13 protein-coding genes and 1 tRNA gene are annotated in these 14,791 nt (G+C 72.4%); 5 read left to right on the forward strand and 9 right to left on the reverse strand.

The window, feature by feature from the left end; all coding sequences use genetic code 11:
• The 3 genes from AB0M52_RS06305 to AB0M52_RS06315 all read right to left on the reverse strand — a co-directional run.
• Positions 1-544 (reverse strand): branched-chain amino acid ABC transporter substrate-binding protein (locus AB0M52_RS06305; RefSeq protein ID WP_363949632.1); only part of this gene is annotated, 544 nt, incomplete at its 3' end.
• A gap of 274 nt (positions 545-818) precedes the next feature.
• Complete coding sequence (locus AB0M52_RS06310; RefSeq protein WP_363949634.1) at positions 819-1,973, reverse strand: hypothetical protein; 1,155 nt, start codon at positions 1,971-1,973, stop codon at positions 819-821.
• 50 nt (positions 1,974-2,023) lie between these two features.
• Positions 2,024-2,644, reverse strand: a complete 621-nt coding sequence (locus AB0M52_RS06315) for a response regulator (RefSeq protein ID WP_363949636.1) — start codon at positions 2,642-2,644, stop codon at positions 2,024-2,026.
• 95 nt (positions 2,645-2,739) lie between these two features.
• On the opposite strand from AB0M52_RS06315, the gene AB0M52_RS06320 reads away from it, so the two are divergent.
• Positions 2,740-2,812 (forward strand) — tRNA-Leu (locus AB0M52_RS06320).
• 36 nt (positions 2,813-2,848) lie between these two features.
• Positions 2,849-3,187: a hypothetical protein gene (locus tag AB0M52_RS06325; RefSeq protein WP_363949694.1), complete on the forward strand. Its 339-nt coding sequence runs from the start codon at positions 2,849-2,851 to the stop codon at positions 3,185-3,187.
• A gap of 122 nt (positions 3,188-3,309) precedes the next feature.
• On the opposite strand, the gene AB0M52_RS06330 is transcribed toward AB0M52_RS06325, so the two are convergent.
• Positions 3,310-4,467 (reverse strand): PLP-dependent transferase, encoded by a 1,158-nt coding sequence (locus tag AB0M52_RS06330; RefSeq protein WP_363949638.1) that lies wholly within the window; start codon positions 4,465-4,467, stop codon positions 3,310-3,312.
• A 102-nt stretch (positions 4,468-4,569) separates the two neighbouring features.
• Between AB0M52_RS06330 and AB0M52_RS06335 the strand changes: the two genes are divergently transcribed.
• Entirely contained in the window at positions 4,570-5,049 is a 480-nt protein-coding gene (locus tag AB0M52_RS06335) for an Lrp/AsnC family transcriptional regulator (protein ID WP_363949640.1), read from the forward strand.
• Positions 5,050-5,117: 68 nt separating this feature from the next.
• The gene (locus tag AB0M52_RS06340; RefSeq protein ID WP_363949643.1) at positions 5,118-6,119 is read left to right on the forward strand and encodes an LLM class flavin-dependent oxidoreductase; all 1,002 of its coding nucleotides are present in this window, start codon (positions 5,118-5,120) and stop codon (positions 6,117-6,119) included.
• A 309-nt stretch (positions 6,120-6,428) separates the two neighbouring features.
• Here the strand turns inward: AB0M52_RS06340 and AB0M52_RS06345 are convergent, their stop codons facing one another.
• Positions 6,429-8,690 (reverse strand): cellulose binding domain-containing protein, encoded by a 2,262-nt coding sequence (locus AB0M52_RS06345; protein WP_363949645.1) that lies wholly within the window; start codon positions 8,688-8,690, stop codon positions 6,429-6,431.
• A gap of 212 nt (positions 8,691-8,902) precedes the next feature.
• On the opposite strand from AB0M52_RS06345, the gene AB0M52_RS06350 reads away from it, so the two are divergent.
• A complete protein-coding gene (locus AB0M52_RS06350) occupies positions 8,903-10,336 on the forward strand; it encodes a pyridoxal-dependent decarboxylase (protein ID WP_363949647.1) in 1,434 nt (477 codons plus the stop codon).
• A 46-nt stretch (positions 10,337-10,382) separates the two neighbouring features.
• On the opposite strand, the gene AB0M52_RS06355 is transcribed toward AB0M52_RS06350, so the two are convergent.
• The 4 genes from AB0M52_RS06355 to pyk form a co-directional block, all read right to left on the reverse strand.
• Positions 10,383-11,372 carry a sulfite exporter TauE/SafE family protein gene (locus tag AB0M52_RS06355; RefSeq protein ID WP_363949649.1) on the reverse strand — a complete coding sequence of 330 codons (990 nt, stop codon included), beginning with the start codon at positions 11,370-11,372 and terminating at the stop codon, positions 10,383-10,385.
• A gap of 380 nt (positions 11,373-11,752) precedes the next feature.
• Positions 11,753-12,220 (reverse strand): Rrf2 family transcriptional regulator, encoded by a 468-nt coding sequence (locus tag AB0M52_RS06360; RefSeq protein ID WP_363949651.1) that lies wholly within the window; start codon positions 12,218-12,220, stop codon positions 11,753-11,755.
• Between the two features lie 104 nt (positions 12,221-12,324).
• A complete protein-coding gene (locus AB0M52_RS06365) occupies positions 12,325-13,212 on the reverse strand; it encodes an acyl-CoA thioesterase II (protein ID WP_363949653.1) in 888 nt (295 codons plus the stop codon).
• Positions 13,209-14,657 (reverse strand): pyruvate kinase, encoded by a 1,449-nt coding sequence (gene pyk / locus AB0M52_RS06370; protein WP_363949655.1) that lies wholly within the window; start codon positions 14,655-14,657, stop codon positions 13,209-13,211. Before pyk ends, AB0M52_RS06365 begins: the two co-directional genes overlap by 4 nt.
• Positions 14,658-14,791 lie beyond the last annotated feature (134 nt).

The raw sequence follows: 14,791 nt of genomic DNA on the forward strand, positions 1-14,791 counted from the left end.
CGATGACGAAGACCTTCTCGGCCTTCAGCACGTTCTTGATGTAGTTACCGGCCGCCGGGCCCTGGCTGTAGTCGTTGCCGACCGCCCGGAAGAAGGTCTTCCAGTTCTGGTCGGCCAGGCTCGGCCGGGTCGCGGACGGGGTGATGTGCACCAGGCCGGCCTCGGAGAAGAGCGGGTTGGCCGCCTCGGACTCACCGGAGAAGGCGGGGCCGACGATGCCAACGATCTTCTCGTCGTCGATCGCCTGCTGGGCCAGGCCGGGCGCCTGCTCCGGGTTGCCCTGGGAGTCCAGCGGCACCAGGGTCACCTGGCAGTCGGCGTTCTCCTTGTTGTACTTGTCGACGGCGAGCTTGACGCCGCCGTTCATGTTGATGCCCAGCGCCGCGTTCGGGCCGGTCAGCGCGCCGAAGAAGGCGATCTTGGCGCCGCAGTCGTCACCGGCAGCATCGTTGGATCCACTGTCAGACTTGCAGGCGGTCACGCCGCCCATGGCGAGAGCGGCGATCGCCACCCCGCCGACCAAACGTGCGAGCTTCTGCCTCACGGCCCGAACCCTCCTCCGTCCCATGGCCCGAACCACCCGCTGCCAATTGGCCATTGCGGGGGCGGACGAACCAGACCGTCGTCGCCGGTCTGGGGCCGGACGTTATCCCACCGTGGAGCTGTGACGTAAGCCCTGCGAGGGGCCGTTGACCGAACCGTTACACGCCGTGGCGGATAGGGTGCGATCGCTGTAAGAAACGGCCGCCGAACCATCGGACATGAGAATCTTTCACTTTCGTTTTCTCGGTGCCGGACGGCCATCCGCCCGCTTTTCTTCAGCCACCGGCCGAAAGGGGCGCCGACCAGGCACGGGAGCCGTTTCCCGGGTCGGCGAGCACCATCAGGCGGTCTCCCTGGAACGCCACCGCCAGCCCCGTGTCACCGCCGGGCGGCACCGGCACCGGCCCGGCGACATTCCGCCACGATTCCCCGATATCCGTCGAGTACCACAGACGGTAACCATCGGCGTCGATGGTTGCCGCCACCACCCGGTCGCCGTCGGCCGCCAGGGCCCGCACCGAGCGCGTGCCGGGGCCGACCGAGCCGAAGGCACCGACCCACCGCCACCCGGCCCCCGTCCACCGCCACGTCCCGAAGCCGTCCCGCACCGGACCGACCGCCAGAACCGCGTCGCCGGCCGCCGTCAGCCGCTCCGCCTGGCCACCCCCCGGCGCCCCGGGCAACTCCAGCCGCCGCCACACCCGGGCGTCCGGCGAGGTCCAGGCCGCCGGCGTCGCCCCGGGCGCCAGCACCGCGCCCACCACCAGCCATCCCGACGGCACGGCCACCGCGTCGTACGCGGCGGTCCGGCCCCGGCCGTCACTCGCCAACTCCGGCAGACCCTCGTGCGCCGTGAAACGCCCCCCGTCCGGAGAGGTCCACACCGCCGCCCCGGCCAACCGGGTACCCACCACCAACCATCCACCCGGACCGGCCGCCAACCGGGAGACGCTCACCGCCCGAGGTCCACCGAACAGCTCGAAAGAACCGTCCGCCTCACGCAGAACACCGTCCGAACCCTGCGACCAGGTGCCCGTACGGGGGTTACCGTGCGCGCCCCCGATCGCCGCGCCGAGTGCCGCCATTCGCCCGTCCCGGCAGGCCACCGCATAGAGCAGGTGCCGGCCGCCGTAGAAGGTCGACGGCGCAGTCTCCACGGGCGACCACGACAGCCCGTCCGAGCTTGCCCAGGCCGCCGGACGGGTCTCCCCCGCCGGGTCGGCGACCCCGCCGACGGCGAACCAGCGACCGGCACAGGTCGCCGCGTCGCGCACCATGATCCGACCGGACGTGCCCGCTGGCGTCGGCAGCGTCATCGACTGCCAGGCCGGACGCAACGGCTCCGGATCCGTGGACGGGCTCGGGTGCGCGCAGCCGGCCAGCGCCACCGCCAGGCCAGCGACGGCCGCGACCATCCGCCCGATCACCACGGGTCGATGTTATCGACGGCGGGCACTTTTGGCCGACCGTCGTACCCCGGTCAGGAAGCCGGCTGTGCCACCTCGCCGCCGGCGGTCTCGGCGAGGATCCGCTCGGAGACCTCCTTCATGGTCATCCGGTGATCCATCGCCGTACGCTGAATCCACTTGAACGCCTGCGGCTCGGTCATGTTGTACGTGGTCATCAGCGCGCCCTTGGCCCGCTCGACGGTCTTGCGGACCTCCAGCCGGTCGGTCAGCCCGGCGACCTCGTGCTCCAGCGCGGCGATCTCCGAGTAGCGGGAGAGCGCGATCTCCACCGCCGGCACCAGGTCGCTCTTCTGGAACGGCTTGACCAGGTACGCCATCGCGCCGGCCGCCCGGGCCCGCTCCACCAGGTCCCGCTGGCTGAAGGCGGTCAGGATGATCACCGGGGCGATCCGGGCACCGGCGATCCGCTCGGCGGCGGCCAGCCCATCCATGATCGGCATCTTGATGTCGAGGATGACCAGATCGGGCTTGAGCTCCTCGGCCAGCCGGACGGCGGTCTCGCCGTCGCCGGCCTCCCCGACCACCTCGTAGCCCTCCTCGACCAGCATCTCGGCGAGGTCCAGCCGGATCAGCGCCTCGTCCTCGGCGATCAGTACCCGCCTGCGCGCGGCATCCGTCTGCGTCTCGGCCACGAGCCACTCCCACCCAGTCTGAGCCCCGACACCCGCGGTACCGGGTGTCGCCGCCCCTAGCGTAGTGGGTAACCTGTGCAGGCCGAGAAACTGAAGCCCCTGTAGTCCAACGGCAGAGACAATGGTTTCAAAAGCCATCAAGTGTGGGTTCGAATCCCACCGGGGGCACCCAGAAGTGTCGTACGTGTGCTCGAAGATGCCTCGGTGCATCCTGCGGAGATACGTGCACGAGCGCGCCAGCTCCACCTTTCGGGGCTGACCATCGCTGAGGTCGCCCGCGGCCTCGGGCTCGTCTATCCCACGGTGTGGCACTGGTGCCGGGACCGGCCAGAGCCTGTCGTGCGGGGCACCGCATTGCGCTGTTTCCGCTGCACGCCAGGAATCAGATACCCGACAGACCCCGCCGCCTACGCCTATCTGTTCGGTCTATACCTCGGCGACGGGCACCTCGTCGCATCCGCACGGGTGCCGGTCCTACGGATCTCGTGCGACAACGCGTGGCCCCGTGGGCGCTCGATCTGCTCGGCATCGCCTGGAGAATGAACCGCCGCAACTCCCTTTCCGTGGCCCGGCGAGAGGCGGTTGCCGCCCTCGACCGTCATGTGGGCCCCAAGTCCTGACGCTCGCCGGGAGCGCGGCGCGGGCAGCGCTCACCCGGAGAAGACTCAGATCGCCGCGAGCGCCTGCTCCAGGTCGGCGCGCAGGTCCTCCGGATCCTCCAGACCGACCGAGAGCCGCAGCAGCCCGCCGCCGGGCTTCGCGTCCCCTTCGACCGGTCGGTGGGTCAGCGACGCCGGGTGCTGGATGAGCGTGTCGACCCCGCCGAGCGAGACGGCGTGGGTGATCAGCCGGCAGGCACCGGCGACCGCCGCCGCGGCGGGTGCGCCGCCGCGTACCTCGAAGGCGAGCAGGCTGCCGGGGCCGGCCATCTGCCGCCCGACCAGCCCGGCCGGGTCGTCCAGGCCGGGGTGGTGCAGCCGGGCCACGGCCGGGTGGTCGCCGAGCCAGACGGCGAGCTTCTCCGCCCCGGCCTGCTGGGCGCGGACCCGTACCGGCAGCGTCTGCAGGCCGCGGTGCAGCAGGTACGCCCCGAGCGGGTGCAGGATCGCGCCGGTGAGGGCGCGGACCTGGCGGAGTTTGACGGCCCACTCGGCGTCGCAGGCGATTGCTCCGGCGAGGACGTCGCCGTGGCCGCCGATGCTCTTGGTGGCGCTGTGCAGCACGAGGCGGGCACCATGTCGGGTGGGCTGCTGGAGCACCGGGGTGGCGACGGTGTTGTCGATCAGCAGCGGCACTTCGCCGGCGGCGTCGGCCAGGGCGGCGATGTCGAACAGGTCGAGGGTGGGGTTGGCCGGGGTCTCGGCGATCACCAGGGCGGTGTCCGGGCGGACGGCGGCGGCGACCTGGTCGGGGCGGGCCCAGCTGACCTCGGTGCCGAGCAGGCCGGTGGCCAGCACGTGGTCGGTGCCGCCGTAGAGGGGGCGCACGGCGACCAGGTGCCGCTTGCCGTCCCGGGTGGCGGCGAGCAGGGCCGCGGTGAGGGCGGCCATGCCGCTGGCGAAGGCGACCGCCTCGGCGGTGCCTTCCAGCTCGGCGAGGGCGGTCTCGAAGCGGGCCACGGTGGGGTTCCAGAGCCGCTGGTAGACGGCGCTGGCACCGGCAGGCAGGGGGCCGCCGGTGGCGAGGGCTTCGTAGGCGTCGCCGCCGGCGTCGACCGACGGCAGCGGGTTGGTGGTCGACAGGTCGATCGGCGGCACGTGCACCCCGAGGGCCGCGAGGTCGTCGCGGCCGGCGTGCACGGCTCGGGTGTCCACGGTCAGCATGCCGAAGAGGATCGAACAACTGGCCCATCTAGGGCAATAGTTTCGAAGATTATTTGCCGTTTCCCCTTTCTGTGATGGTCGGGTTCGGTGGAGGATGGCGGGATGCCCCTCGCATCGAACGATGTGCGGCCGTTCGCGGCCCTCGACGACACCGACCGCGCGATCCTGGCCGAGCTGACCGCTGACGGCCGGCTGCCGAACAACGCCCTCGCCGAGCGGGTGGGGGTGGCGCCGTCGACCTGCCTGGCCCGGACCCGGGCGCTTCGGGAGTGCGGGGCGATCCGGGGATTCCACGCCGAGGTGGACCCGGCGGCGGTGGGGATGCCGCTACAGGCATTGGTGTCGGTACGGCTGACCGAGCACGCGCGGGCGGCGGTCGACGCGTTCCGGGCCCGGTCGGTGCGGCTGCCGGGGGTGGTGTCGGTGTTCCACGTGGCCGGTGCCGAGGACTACGTCCTGCACGTACGGGCGGCCTCGGCGGAGGCGCTGCGCGACTTCGTCCTGGATCATCTGGCCGTGGACCCGGCGGTGCAGCACACCCAGACCAGTCTGATCTTCGAGCAGGCGCGCGGGATGGGCTGAACTGTCGACCGCACCACGGTCCCCTCGGATGGGGAACAAATGCGGCATCCGGCGGGTTGGCCCGCCGTGTGATCGACGTACCGCTGTCTGTTCTCGACCTCGCCCCCGTCGCCGCCGGCGCCTCCGCCGGCGAGGCCCTGCGGCACACCACCGAGCTGGCCCGGCGCACCGACGAGCTGGGCTACCACCGGTTCTGGGTGGCCGAGCACCACAACATGCCGGCCATCGCGTCGTCGGCGCCCGCAGTCCTGATCGCGCATCTGGCCGCGCACACCAGCACCATCCGGCTCGGCTCGGGCGGGGTGATGCTGCCCAACCACGCGCCGCTGGTGGTCGCCGAGCAGTTCGGCACCCTGGACGCGTTGCATCCCGGGCGGATCGACCTGGGTATCGGCCGCGCCCCGGGTACCGATCAGGTGACCGCGCTGGCGTTGCGCCGGACGATGGAGGGTCTGTCGGCTGAGGGCTTCCCCCGGGAGCTGACCGACCTGATGAACTACTTCGACGACGAGCCGGGGCCGATCACGGCGACCCCGGGGCGCGGGCAGCGGCCGGCGGTGTGGTTGCTCGGTTCCAGCGGGTTCAGCGCCCAGCTGGCCGGCGCGCTGGGGCTGCCGTTCTCGTTCGCGCACCATTTCAGCGCGCAGAACACCCTGCCGGCGCTGGCGCTGTACCGGCAGAGTTTCCGGCCGTCACGTTGGCTGCCCGAGCCGTACGCGATGGTGGCGGTCAACGCGGTCTGCGCGGAGACCGACGAGCGGGCCGAGTGGCTGGCCGGGCCGGCCGGGCTGTCGTTCCTGCGGCTGCGCGCCGGGCGGCCGGAGCCCCTCGCATCGCCGGAGGAGGCGGCGGCGTACCCGTACACCGAGTTCGAGCGGGAGTTCGTGGCGCAACGCCGGGAGGGCCAGGCGACCGGCTCTCCGGAGACGGTACGCCGGCAGCTGAGCGACCTGTTGGACCGCACCGGTGCGGATGAGCTGATGCTCAACACGATGGTGTACGACGTCGCCGACCGGGTGCGCTCGTTCGAGCTGATCGCCAACGAGGTGGCCGGCGGCCTGCGCCGCTGAGGCCCCACGCCACTGAGCCGGGGGCTGCGCCATTGAGCCGGGGCCGGTGCGGTCGAGTCGTTGGCGGGCGGACCGGGCGAATGTGGTGGCACAGGTCACACCGGTCATGGGACCGCGAAACACGATCTTCACGGCAGCGTCACTCTCGCGACGCGGACGCTGCCTAACGTTGGTGCCGGTGGTGGTACGGCACTCCCCGGTCGGGACGGGTCGGGGGTGCCGCGGTGTGGGGCACCGGGCCGCGATTGTGCGGATTCCGCGATCGCGGCCCGGTGCCCGTCCCTTTCCTGCCGCCTTCTTAGCGCCGGCTCAGCGCAGGTAGATGCGGGGCGCGGGTGGGGCGGCCATCCCGTCGCCGAGGAAGAAGCTCGGGTGCGGGGGCTGGTTGTAGGCGGTGTTCTGCCAGGCGACCGCGACCCGGTACTGCGGGTCGTGCATCAGGGTGTGGATGCGGGTGCTGGTCGGGGTCGGGGTGCTGTAGATCCGTAGCGCCCGGCTGTCGGTGGTCCGCCAGACGACCTCCTCCCGCCAGTCGCCGAGGATGTCGGCGGACAGCGCGGGGGTGGCCTTGGTGCCGTTGTTCGAGGCGACGTCGCTGCCGGTGAGCAGGCGGGTGTCGCCGCTCGGGCCGTACTTGTCGATCCGGGTGGCGTCGAGCAGTTCCCGGACCGGGTCGCCGTCCCACCAGACGAGGAAGTTGGTCGAGGAGGGCTTGCGGCCGATGTTCTGGCCCCGGGTGTTGGCCAGGCCGCTCACCGCCGACGACCAGGATTCGGCGCCGGGGCTGCCGGCCCAGATGTCACCGGAGACGCCCCGGCCGTTGTCGCCGTTGGCCGGGGTGGACCAGATGAGCTGGCCGGTGCGGGCGTCGGCGAGGTAGGAGCTGGGTTTGCTGCCGTCCTCGTTGACCTTGAAGACCTCCAGGCCGGGGCGGGTCGGGTCGAGGTCGCCGACGTGCATGGCGTCGCCGTGGCCGGTGCCGGTGGAGTGCAGCAGCCGGCCGTTGTCGTCGATGGTGACGGCGCCGTAGACGATCTCCTGGCGGCCGTCGACGTCGACGTCGGCCACCGACAGGTTGTGGTTGCCCTGACCGGCGGCGGCGCCGTTGCCGGAGGTGTTGGAGTCGAAGGTCCACCGCTTGGTGAGGCTGCCGTTGCGGAAGTCCCAGGCGGCGATCACTGCGCGGGTGTAGTAGCCGCGGGCCATGATCAGCGAGGGCCGCTGCCCGTCGAGGTACGCGGTGGCGGCGAGGAACCGGTCGACGCGGTTGCCGTACGAGTCGCCCCAGGAGGAGACGCTGCCGCGCGGCGGGTCGTAGTCGACGGTGGACAGGGCGGCGCCGGTGCGGCCGTCGAACATGGTCAGGTACTCGGGGCCGGCGAGGATGTACCCGCTGGAGTTGCGGTGGTCGGCGGCCGCGTTGCCGATCACCTGGCCGGTGCCGGAGCGGGTGCCGTCGGCGGTCTTCATGGCCACCTCGGCACGGCCGTCGCCGTCGTAGTCGTACACCTGGAACTGGGTGTAGTGCGCGCCCGCCCGGATGTTGCGCCCCAGGTCGATGCGCCACAGCCGGGTGCCGGTAAGTGCGTACGCGTCGACGTAGACGTTGCCGGTGTAGCCGGACTGGGAGTTGTCCTTGGCATTGGACGGATCCCACTTGAGCACGAACTCGTACCGGCCGTCGCCGTCGAGGTCGCCGACGCTGGCGTCGTTGGCGGAGTAGCTGTACGCCTCGCCGGTGGGGGTGGTGCCGCCCGGCGGGACCTGCAACGGCACGTCCAGGTAGCCGGCCGGGAACTGTAGCGCCGGCGCGGAGGCGGCCTGCTCGACGCCGTTGACCACGGCCCGCACGGTGTACGCCGCGCCGGCGGCGCCGCCGCTGTCCAGGTAGTTGGTCGCGCCGGTGAGCGGGCTGGCGTTGACCCGGGTGCTGGCCCGGTAGAGGTTGAACGCCACCCCGGAGGTCTCGGTGCCCAGCAGCCGCCAGGAGACCAGGTTGCCCGAGCCGGAGCGCACGCTGACCAGGCCACGGTCCAGGTTCTCCGCCTGCATGGAGCCGGCCGGCGGGGTGGTGGGCGGCGGCGTGGTCGGGGGTGGGGTGGTCGGGGGTGGGGTGGTCGGCGGTGGCGTGCTCGGGGGCGCGGTGGTCGGTGTGGTGGCGCCGGTGCAGGTGGTGCCGTTGAGGGCGAAGCTGGTCGGGGCCGGGTTGCTGCCGGTCCAGGAGCCGTTGAAGCCGAAGCCGGTGCTGGCGTTGGTGCCGAGCGTGGCGTTGTAGTCGACGTTGCGGGCGCTGACCTGGGCGCCCGACTGGGTGACGGTGGCGTTCCAGGCCTGGGTGACCTGCTGGCCGGCGGGCCAGGTCCAGGTCAGCGCCCAGCCGGTGAGCGGGTCGCCGAGGTTGGTGACGGTGACGTCGGCGCCGAATCCGCCGGTCCACTGGTTGGTCACGCGGTAGTCGACGCGGCAGCCGGCGGCGGCGGCCGAGGCGGTCAGGGTGGTCAGCGCGCCGGCGGCGAGGGCGGTGGCGGTGGTGGCGGCGAGCAGGGCGACCCGGCGGGTGGTGCGGGGCATGGGTGTCCTCCGGTGGAGGTCGGGCGCGCGGCGGCCGGTCGTCCGCCGGCCTGCCCGGTGCCGGCGGGGCGCGCCGCGCTGGCGGCAGAGATCCCGACGCATCGACGTCGGTGTACGCGGCCCCGCGCAGCTGCGATGCTAGGGCAAGCGCTTTCTGCACACAATCGTTCGGCGTGCTTGCCCTCGGCCCGACTTCTTGATCGACTCCTCGGGTGGCTGTGCACATGACACCCGAGGAGTTCCGCCAAGCCGGGTACGCGGTGGTCGACTGGATCGCCGACTACTGGGCCACCCTCGACCAGCGCCCGGTTACCTCCCAGGACCCGCCCGGCGCGGTGGCCGCCGGGCTGCCGGCCGGGCCGCCCGCGCAAGGCGAGCCGGTCGAGGCGATGCTCGCCGATCTGGACACGTTGATCGCGCCCCGGCTCACCCACTGGCAGCATCCGGGCTTCTTCGGCTACTTCCCGGCGAACACCAGCGGGCCCAGTGTGCTCGGCGACCTGATCAGCTCGGGGCTGGGCGTGCAGGGGATGCTCTGGGCCAGCGGCCCGGCCTGCACCGAGCTGGAGACGGTGATGCTCGACTGGTTGGCGGAGGCGCTGGATCTGCCGGCCCGGTTCCGCTCCGCCGGGGCCGGCGGCGGGGTGATCCAGGACTCGGCCTCCTCGGCCACGCTGGTGGCCACCCTGGTGGCCCTGCACCGGGCCAGCGGCGGCCGGTGGCGCGGGGTCGGCGTCGACCGCCGCTACCGGGTCTACACCTCCACGGAGGGGCACTCGTCGATCGAGAAGGCGGTCCGGATCGCCGGGCTCGGCGCCGACGGGGTACGGCTGATCGAGGTGGACCCGGTCACCCGGGCGATGTCGCCGGCGGCGCTGCGGGCCGCGATCGAGGCGGACCGGGCCGCCGGGGTGGTGCCGGTGATGGTGGTGGCGACCGTGGGCACCACCTCCACCACCGCGGTGGACCCGTTGCCGCAGATCGGGCCGATCTGCGCCGAGCACGGTGTCTTCCTGCACGTCGACGCCGCGTACGCGGGCGCCGCGGCGGTCTGCCCGGAGCTGCGGTTCGGCCACGCCGGCCTGGAGTACGCCGACTCCTACTGCTTCGATCCGCACAAGTGGCTGCTCACCGGCTTCGACTGTGACGCGTTCTGGGTGGCCGACGCGGGCGAGTTGGTCGAGGCGCTGACCGTGCTGCCGGAGTTCCTGCGCAACGCGGCCACCGAGTCCGGCGCGGTGATCGATTACCGGGACTGGCAGGTGCCGCTGGGCCGGCGGTTCCGGGCGCTGAAGCTGTGGTTCGTGCTGCGCTGGTACGGCGTCGAGGGGCTGCGCGGGCACATCCGCCGGGGCGTCGCACTGGCCGCCCGGTTCGCCGACCAGGTACGCGCCGACGACCGGTTCGAGCTGGTCGCCCCGCACCCGTACTCGCTGGTGTGCTTCCGGCTGCGCGGCCCGGACGGGCCGAACGAACAGCTGCTGGCGGCGGTGAACGGCAGCGGCCGGGTCTACCTCACGCACACCCGGGTGGCCGGCCGCCACACGCTGCGCCTCGCCGTCGGCGCGCCGCAGACCACCGAGGCCCACGTGGACGAGGTGTGGGAGCTGATCTCGCGCGCGGCGCCGGTCGGGCCGCCCGGCTGAGGTCGCCCGGCGGCCCGGCTGAGGTCGCCCCGGCGGCCCGGTACCGTCAGCGGTCCGCCCCGGAGAGGGCGCGGGCGGTGGCGGTCTCCACGGCCTCGGCTGGCGCGGTGTCGGACGGCGCGCTGTCGGCCGGAACGGTGTCGGACGGCGCGGTGGCCGCCGCGACGACCGCCCGCTCACGGCGGGTGCGCAGCAGGACCCGGACCGACAGCGCCAGCGCGGCGACCCAGCCGGCGGCCAGCAGCAGGTAGACGACCACCGGCAGGGAGCCACCCAGGTCGGCGCTGCGCATCAGGACGCGGGCGTTGGTCAGCACGATCACGCCACCGACGGTCGCACCGAGCAGCTGCGCGGGCACGATCCGGACCAGCCAGGCCGCGATCGGGGCGGCGATCAGGCCGCCGGCGAGCAGGGCGAACACGATCGGCAGCAGGAACCCTTCGGTGCCCAGCCCGATCAGGAAGCCGAGGCTGGCCGCCGCCGCGACCACGAACTCGGAGGTGTCCACCGAGCCGATCACCTTGCGGGGTTCCATCCGCCCGCTGACCAGCAGGGCCGGCGTCGCGACCGGGCCCCATCCCCCGCCACCGGTGGAGTCGACGAAGCCGGCGACCAACCCGAGCGGGCCGAGGAAACGCCCGCGCAGTTGCCCGGCCGACGGGTTACGGCGCAGCGGCCGGGAGAACCGGACGAGCAGGTACGCGCCGAGGGTGAACAGGATCGCGGCCATCCACGGGGCGGCCGCCTCTGTGGAGAGCGCGCTGAGGAAGGTGGCACCGGCGAACGCGCCGACCGCGCCGGGTAGCGCGATTCGGCGCACCACCCGCCAGTCGACGTTGCCGAACCGCCAGTGCGCCGCGCCCGCGGCGAGGGTGGTGCCGATCTCGGCCAGGTGCACCGAGGCGGAGGCGGCGGCCGGGGCGACGCCGACCATGAGCAGCAGCGTCGAGGAGGTCAGCCCGTACGCCATGCCGAGCGAACCGTCGACCAACTGCGCGGCGAGCCCCACCAGTGCGATGACCAGCAGCTTGCGCACGGACGCTCCCTACTTTTCAACAACTCCTATCAACTTGGTCGACAATGCGGCACGGGAGCGCCCCGGGTCAAGCCCCTGATCGGTCAATGAGACGGCAAGACCGGGCCGGCGAGGGGCGGCCCGTCCGTTTCACCGGCGTTGCCCACCCGTGGGCGAGCGCCGCCTGCCCCAGCCCGTGCTGTGCGACCTGCCCCGGCCCGTGCTGTGCGACCTGCCCGGCGACGTGTCGCCGGCCAGAGGCATAACCGCTCCTCCGACTGATGTCACAGCGAAATATTTATTTCACACAGACATCAGACCTATAGCGAAGAGTGGTCCCCTCAACTCACCGGCGCTCCTCACAAAGGGCGAGGCGCGGCGGCGCGGGGTGGTGGGCGGGGTCAGGTCCAGGCGCGGGGGTCGGCGGCCAGCTTGGTGACCTGGTCGGGCAGGGTGCCCTGCGCCACGTCGGCCACGGTGACGAGTTCCAGGATCTGCCGTTCGCTGGCCCGCAGGGCGATCCAGACGTCCTGCAACGCGCGGGCCGCGCCGTGGTAACCGAGCTGCTCGGGCCGCTGCCCCCGGATGTGGGCCAGCGGCCCGTCGATCACCCGGATCACCTCGGCCAGGGAGATCTCCTCGGCCGGCCGGGCCAACCAGTAGCCGCCCTCGGGGCCCCGCTGGGCCTGCACGATGCCGCCCCGCCGCAGCTGCAACAGGATGCTCTCCAGGAACTTCGGCGGGATCTCCTGGGCGCGGGCGATCTGGTCGGCGGTCACCGGGCGGCCACGTCCGGCCCCGGTGCCGGTCACCGACGCCAACTCGGTGACCGCTCGAAGGGCGTAGTCCACCCGGGCGGAGAGACGCATGTCCGACAGGTTAACGGTCCGCGAACCCATCCGGACGATCACCCCATGACCGATCGGTCCGCTGGGTTACCCGGGACACCGGCCAGCCGCCGCCCGGACTCCGGCTACTCGCCGACGCGGCGCAGCAGCCCCTCCTGGACGGCGCTGGCGATCTGACGGCCGTCGACGGTGAACATCCGGCCGGTGGCCAGGCCCCGAGCGCCGGAGGCGGACGGGCTCCAGCAGTCGTAGAGGAACCACTCGTCGGCGCGGAAGGGCCGGTGGAACCACAGCGCGTGGTCCAGGCTCGCCCCGACCACTCCGCCCGGCCCCCACACCTCGCCGTGCACGGAGAGCACCGAGTCGAGCAGGGTCAGGTCGGAGGCGTAGGTCAGCGCGCAGGCGTGCAGCAGCGGATCGTCCGGGAGTTTGCCGTCGATCCGCATCCACACCCGCTGGTGCGGGTCGGCCGGCCGGTCGCCGGGGCGTACCCAGCCGGGCTCGCCGACGTAGCGGACGTCGATCGGCCGGGGAATCTGCCCCCAGATGCCCAGCCGCTCCGGGTAGCGGGCGAGCCGGTCGCTCATGGTCGGGACCGCCTCCGGAGCGGGCACGTCCGGCGGCATCGGGGCGTGATGGTCCAGCCCCTCCTCCGGCCGCTGGAACGAGGCCGACATGAAGAAGATCGGCTTGCCGTGCTGGAGCGCGACCGACCGGCGCACCGAGAAGGAGCGACCGTCGCGGATGCTCTCCACCTCGTACTCGATCGGCTCCGCCGGGTCGCCGGCCCGCACGAAGTAGCCGTGCAGCGAGTGGACCACCCGTTCCGGGTCGACGGTGCGGCCGGCGGCGACCAGGGCCTGCCCGGCGACCTGCCCGCCGTACACCCGCTGGGGGCCGACCGGCGGGCTCATCCCCCGGAACGACCTGGTGCCGATCGACGCGAGGTCGAGCACCTCCAGCAGCTGGTCGACGGCGGCCTGACCGACGATGGTCCCCTCGCCGTCGGTCACTGCAAGGCCCGCGCGGACGCCGCGTCGACCAGCGATCCGAGCTGGTGCACCCGCAGGGTGTTGGTCGAGCCGGGGGTGCCGGGCGGGCTACCCGCGACGATCACCACGTAGTCGCCGGGGTTGCCCCGGTTCAACCCGAGCAGCGCCTGGTCGACCTGGCGGAACATGTCGTCGGTGTGCTGCACGAACGGCATCAGGAAGGTCTCCACGCCCCAGGAGAGGGCGAGCTGGGAACGCACCTCGGGCACCGGGGTGAAGGCCAGCAGCGGCAGGTCGCAGTGCAGCCGGCTCAGCCGGCGCACGGTGTCGCCGGTCTGCGAGAACGCGACCAGCGCCTTGGCGCCGATGGCCCGGGCGATCGAGGAGGCCGCGACGGTGAGCGCGCCGCCGTGCGTACGCGGGTCGTGCTGGAGCCGGGGCACCGCGATCGAGCCGGCCTCGGTGGTCGTGACGATCTTGGCCATGGTGCTGACGGTGAGCACCGGGTACTTGCCGACGCTGGTCTCGCCGGACAGCATCACCGCGTCCGCGCCGTCGAGCACCGCGTTGGCGACGTCGGACGCCTCGGCGCGGGTCGGCCGCGAATTCTCGATCATGGAGTCGAGCATCTGGGTGGCCACGATGACCGGCTTGGCGTTCTCCCGGCACAGCTGCACGGCGCGCTTCTGCACCAGCGGCACCTCGTCCAGCGGCAGTTCCACGCCGAGGTCGCCACGGGCCACCATGACCCCGTCGAAGGCCAGCACGATCGCCTCGAGGTGGTCGACCGCCTCCGGCTTCTCGACCTTGGCCAGCACCGGCCGGTGCACGCCGACCTCGCTCATGATCGCGTGACAGAGCTTGATGTCGTCGGCGGAGCGGACGAAGGAGAGCGCGACCAGGTCGACCCCGAGGCCGAGCGCGAAACGCAGGTCGTCGGCGTCCTTCTCCGACAGGGCGGGCACGCTGACCGCCACGTTGGGCAGCGAGACGCCCTTGTTGTTGCTGACCGGGCCGCCCTCGGTGACCAGGACGCGGATGTCGTTGCCGGTGACGTCGGTGACCTCGACGGCGACCCGGCCGTCGTCGATCAGCAGCCGGTCGCCGGGCTTGACCTCCTGCGGAAGCTTGCGGTACGTGCAGGAGACCCGCTCCTTGGTGCCCAGCACGTCGTCTCCGGTGATCACCACGGAGTCGCCGGTGCGCCACTCGTGCGGGCCTTCGGCGAACCGGCCCAGCCGGATCTTCGGCCCCTGTAGGTCGGCCAGGATCGCCACCGGCTGACCGGCCGCCTCGGCCGCCTCCCGGACGAGCCGGTAGACCGACTCGTGGTCGGCGTGGCTGCCGTGGCTGAAGTTGAGTCTCGCCACGTTCATGCCGGCCTCGACGAGCCCTCGGATGCGCTCGGGCGACGAGGTGGCGGGGCCAAGAGTGCAGACGATCTTCGCGCGGCGTGTCACGCCCATCAGGCTAGTCTCTCCTCCGGGTCGGACCACGGGCCGACCCCTTGCGCAAAGCGGAACAATTGTCCAACAGCGCGCGGCAGACGCGCGCAACCGGCGGGCGGAACCGCACCGGACGTCGAGTGGCGGGCAACGGC

The sequence above is a fragment of the Micromonospora sp. NPDC051296 genome (genome assembly GCF_040682255.1).
Lineage (GTDB): Bacteria > Actinomycetota > Actinomycetes > Mycobacteriales > Micromonosporaceae > Micromonospora > Micromonospora craterilacus.

Coding starts and splice junctions, on each gene's coding strand:
- AB0M52_RS06330 (WP_363949638.1), bottom strand. CDS start 4,467: ATGCTGACCGTGGACACCCGAGCCGTGCACGCCGGCCGCGACGACCTC.
- AB0M52_RS06335 (WP_363949640.1), top strand. CDS start 4,570: ATGCCCCTCGCATCGAACGATGTGCGGCCGTTCGCGGCCCTCGACGAC.
- AB0M52_RS06345 (WP_363949645.1), bottom strand. CDS start 8,690: ATGCCCCGCACCACCCGCCGGGTCGCCCTGCTCGCCGCCACCACCGCC.
- AB0M52_RS06360 (WP_363949651.1), bottom strand. CDS start 12,220: ATGCGTCTCTCCGCCCGGGTGGACTACGCCCTTCGAGCGGTCACCGAG.
- pyk (WP_363949655.1), bottom strand. CDS start 14,657: ATGGGCGTGACACGCCGCGCGAAGATCGTCTGCACTCTTGGCCCCGCC.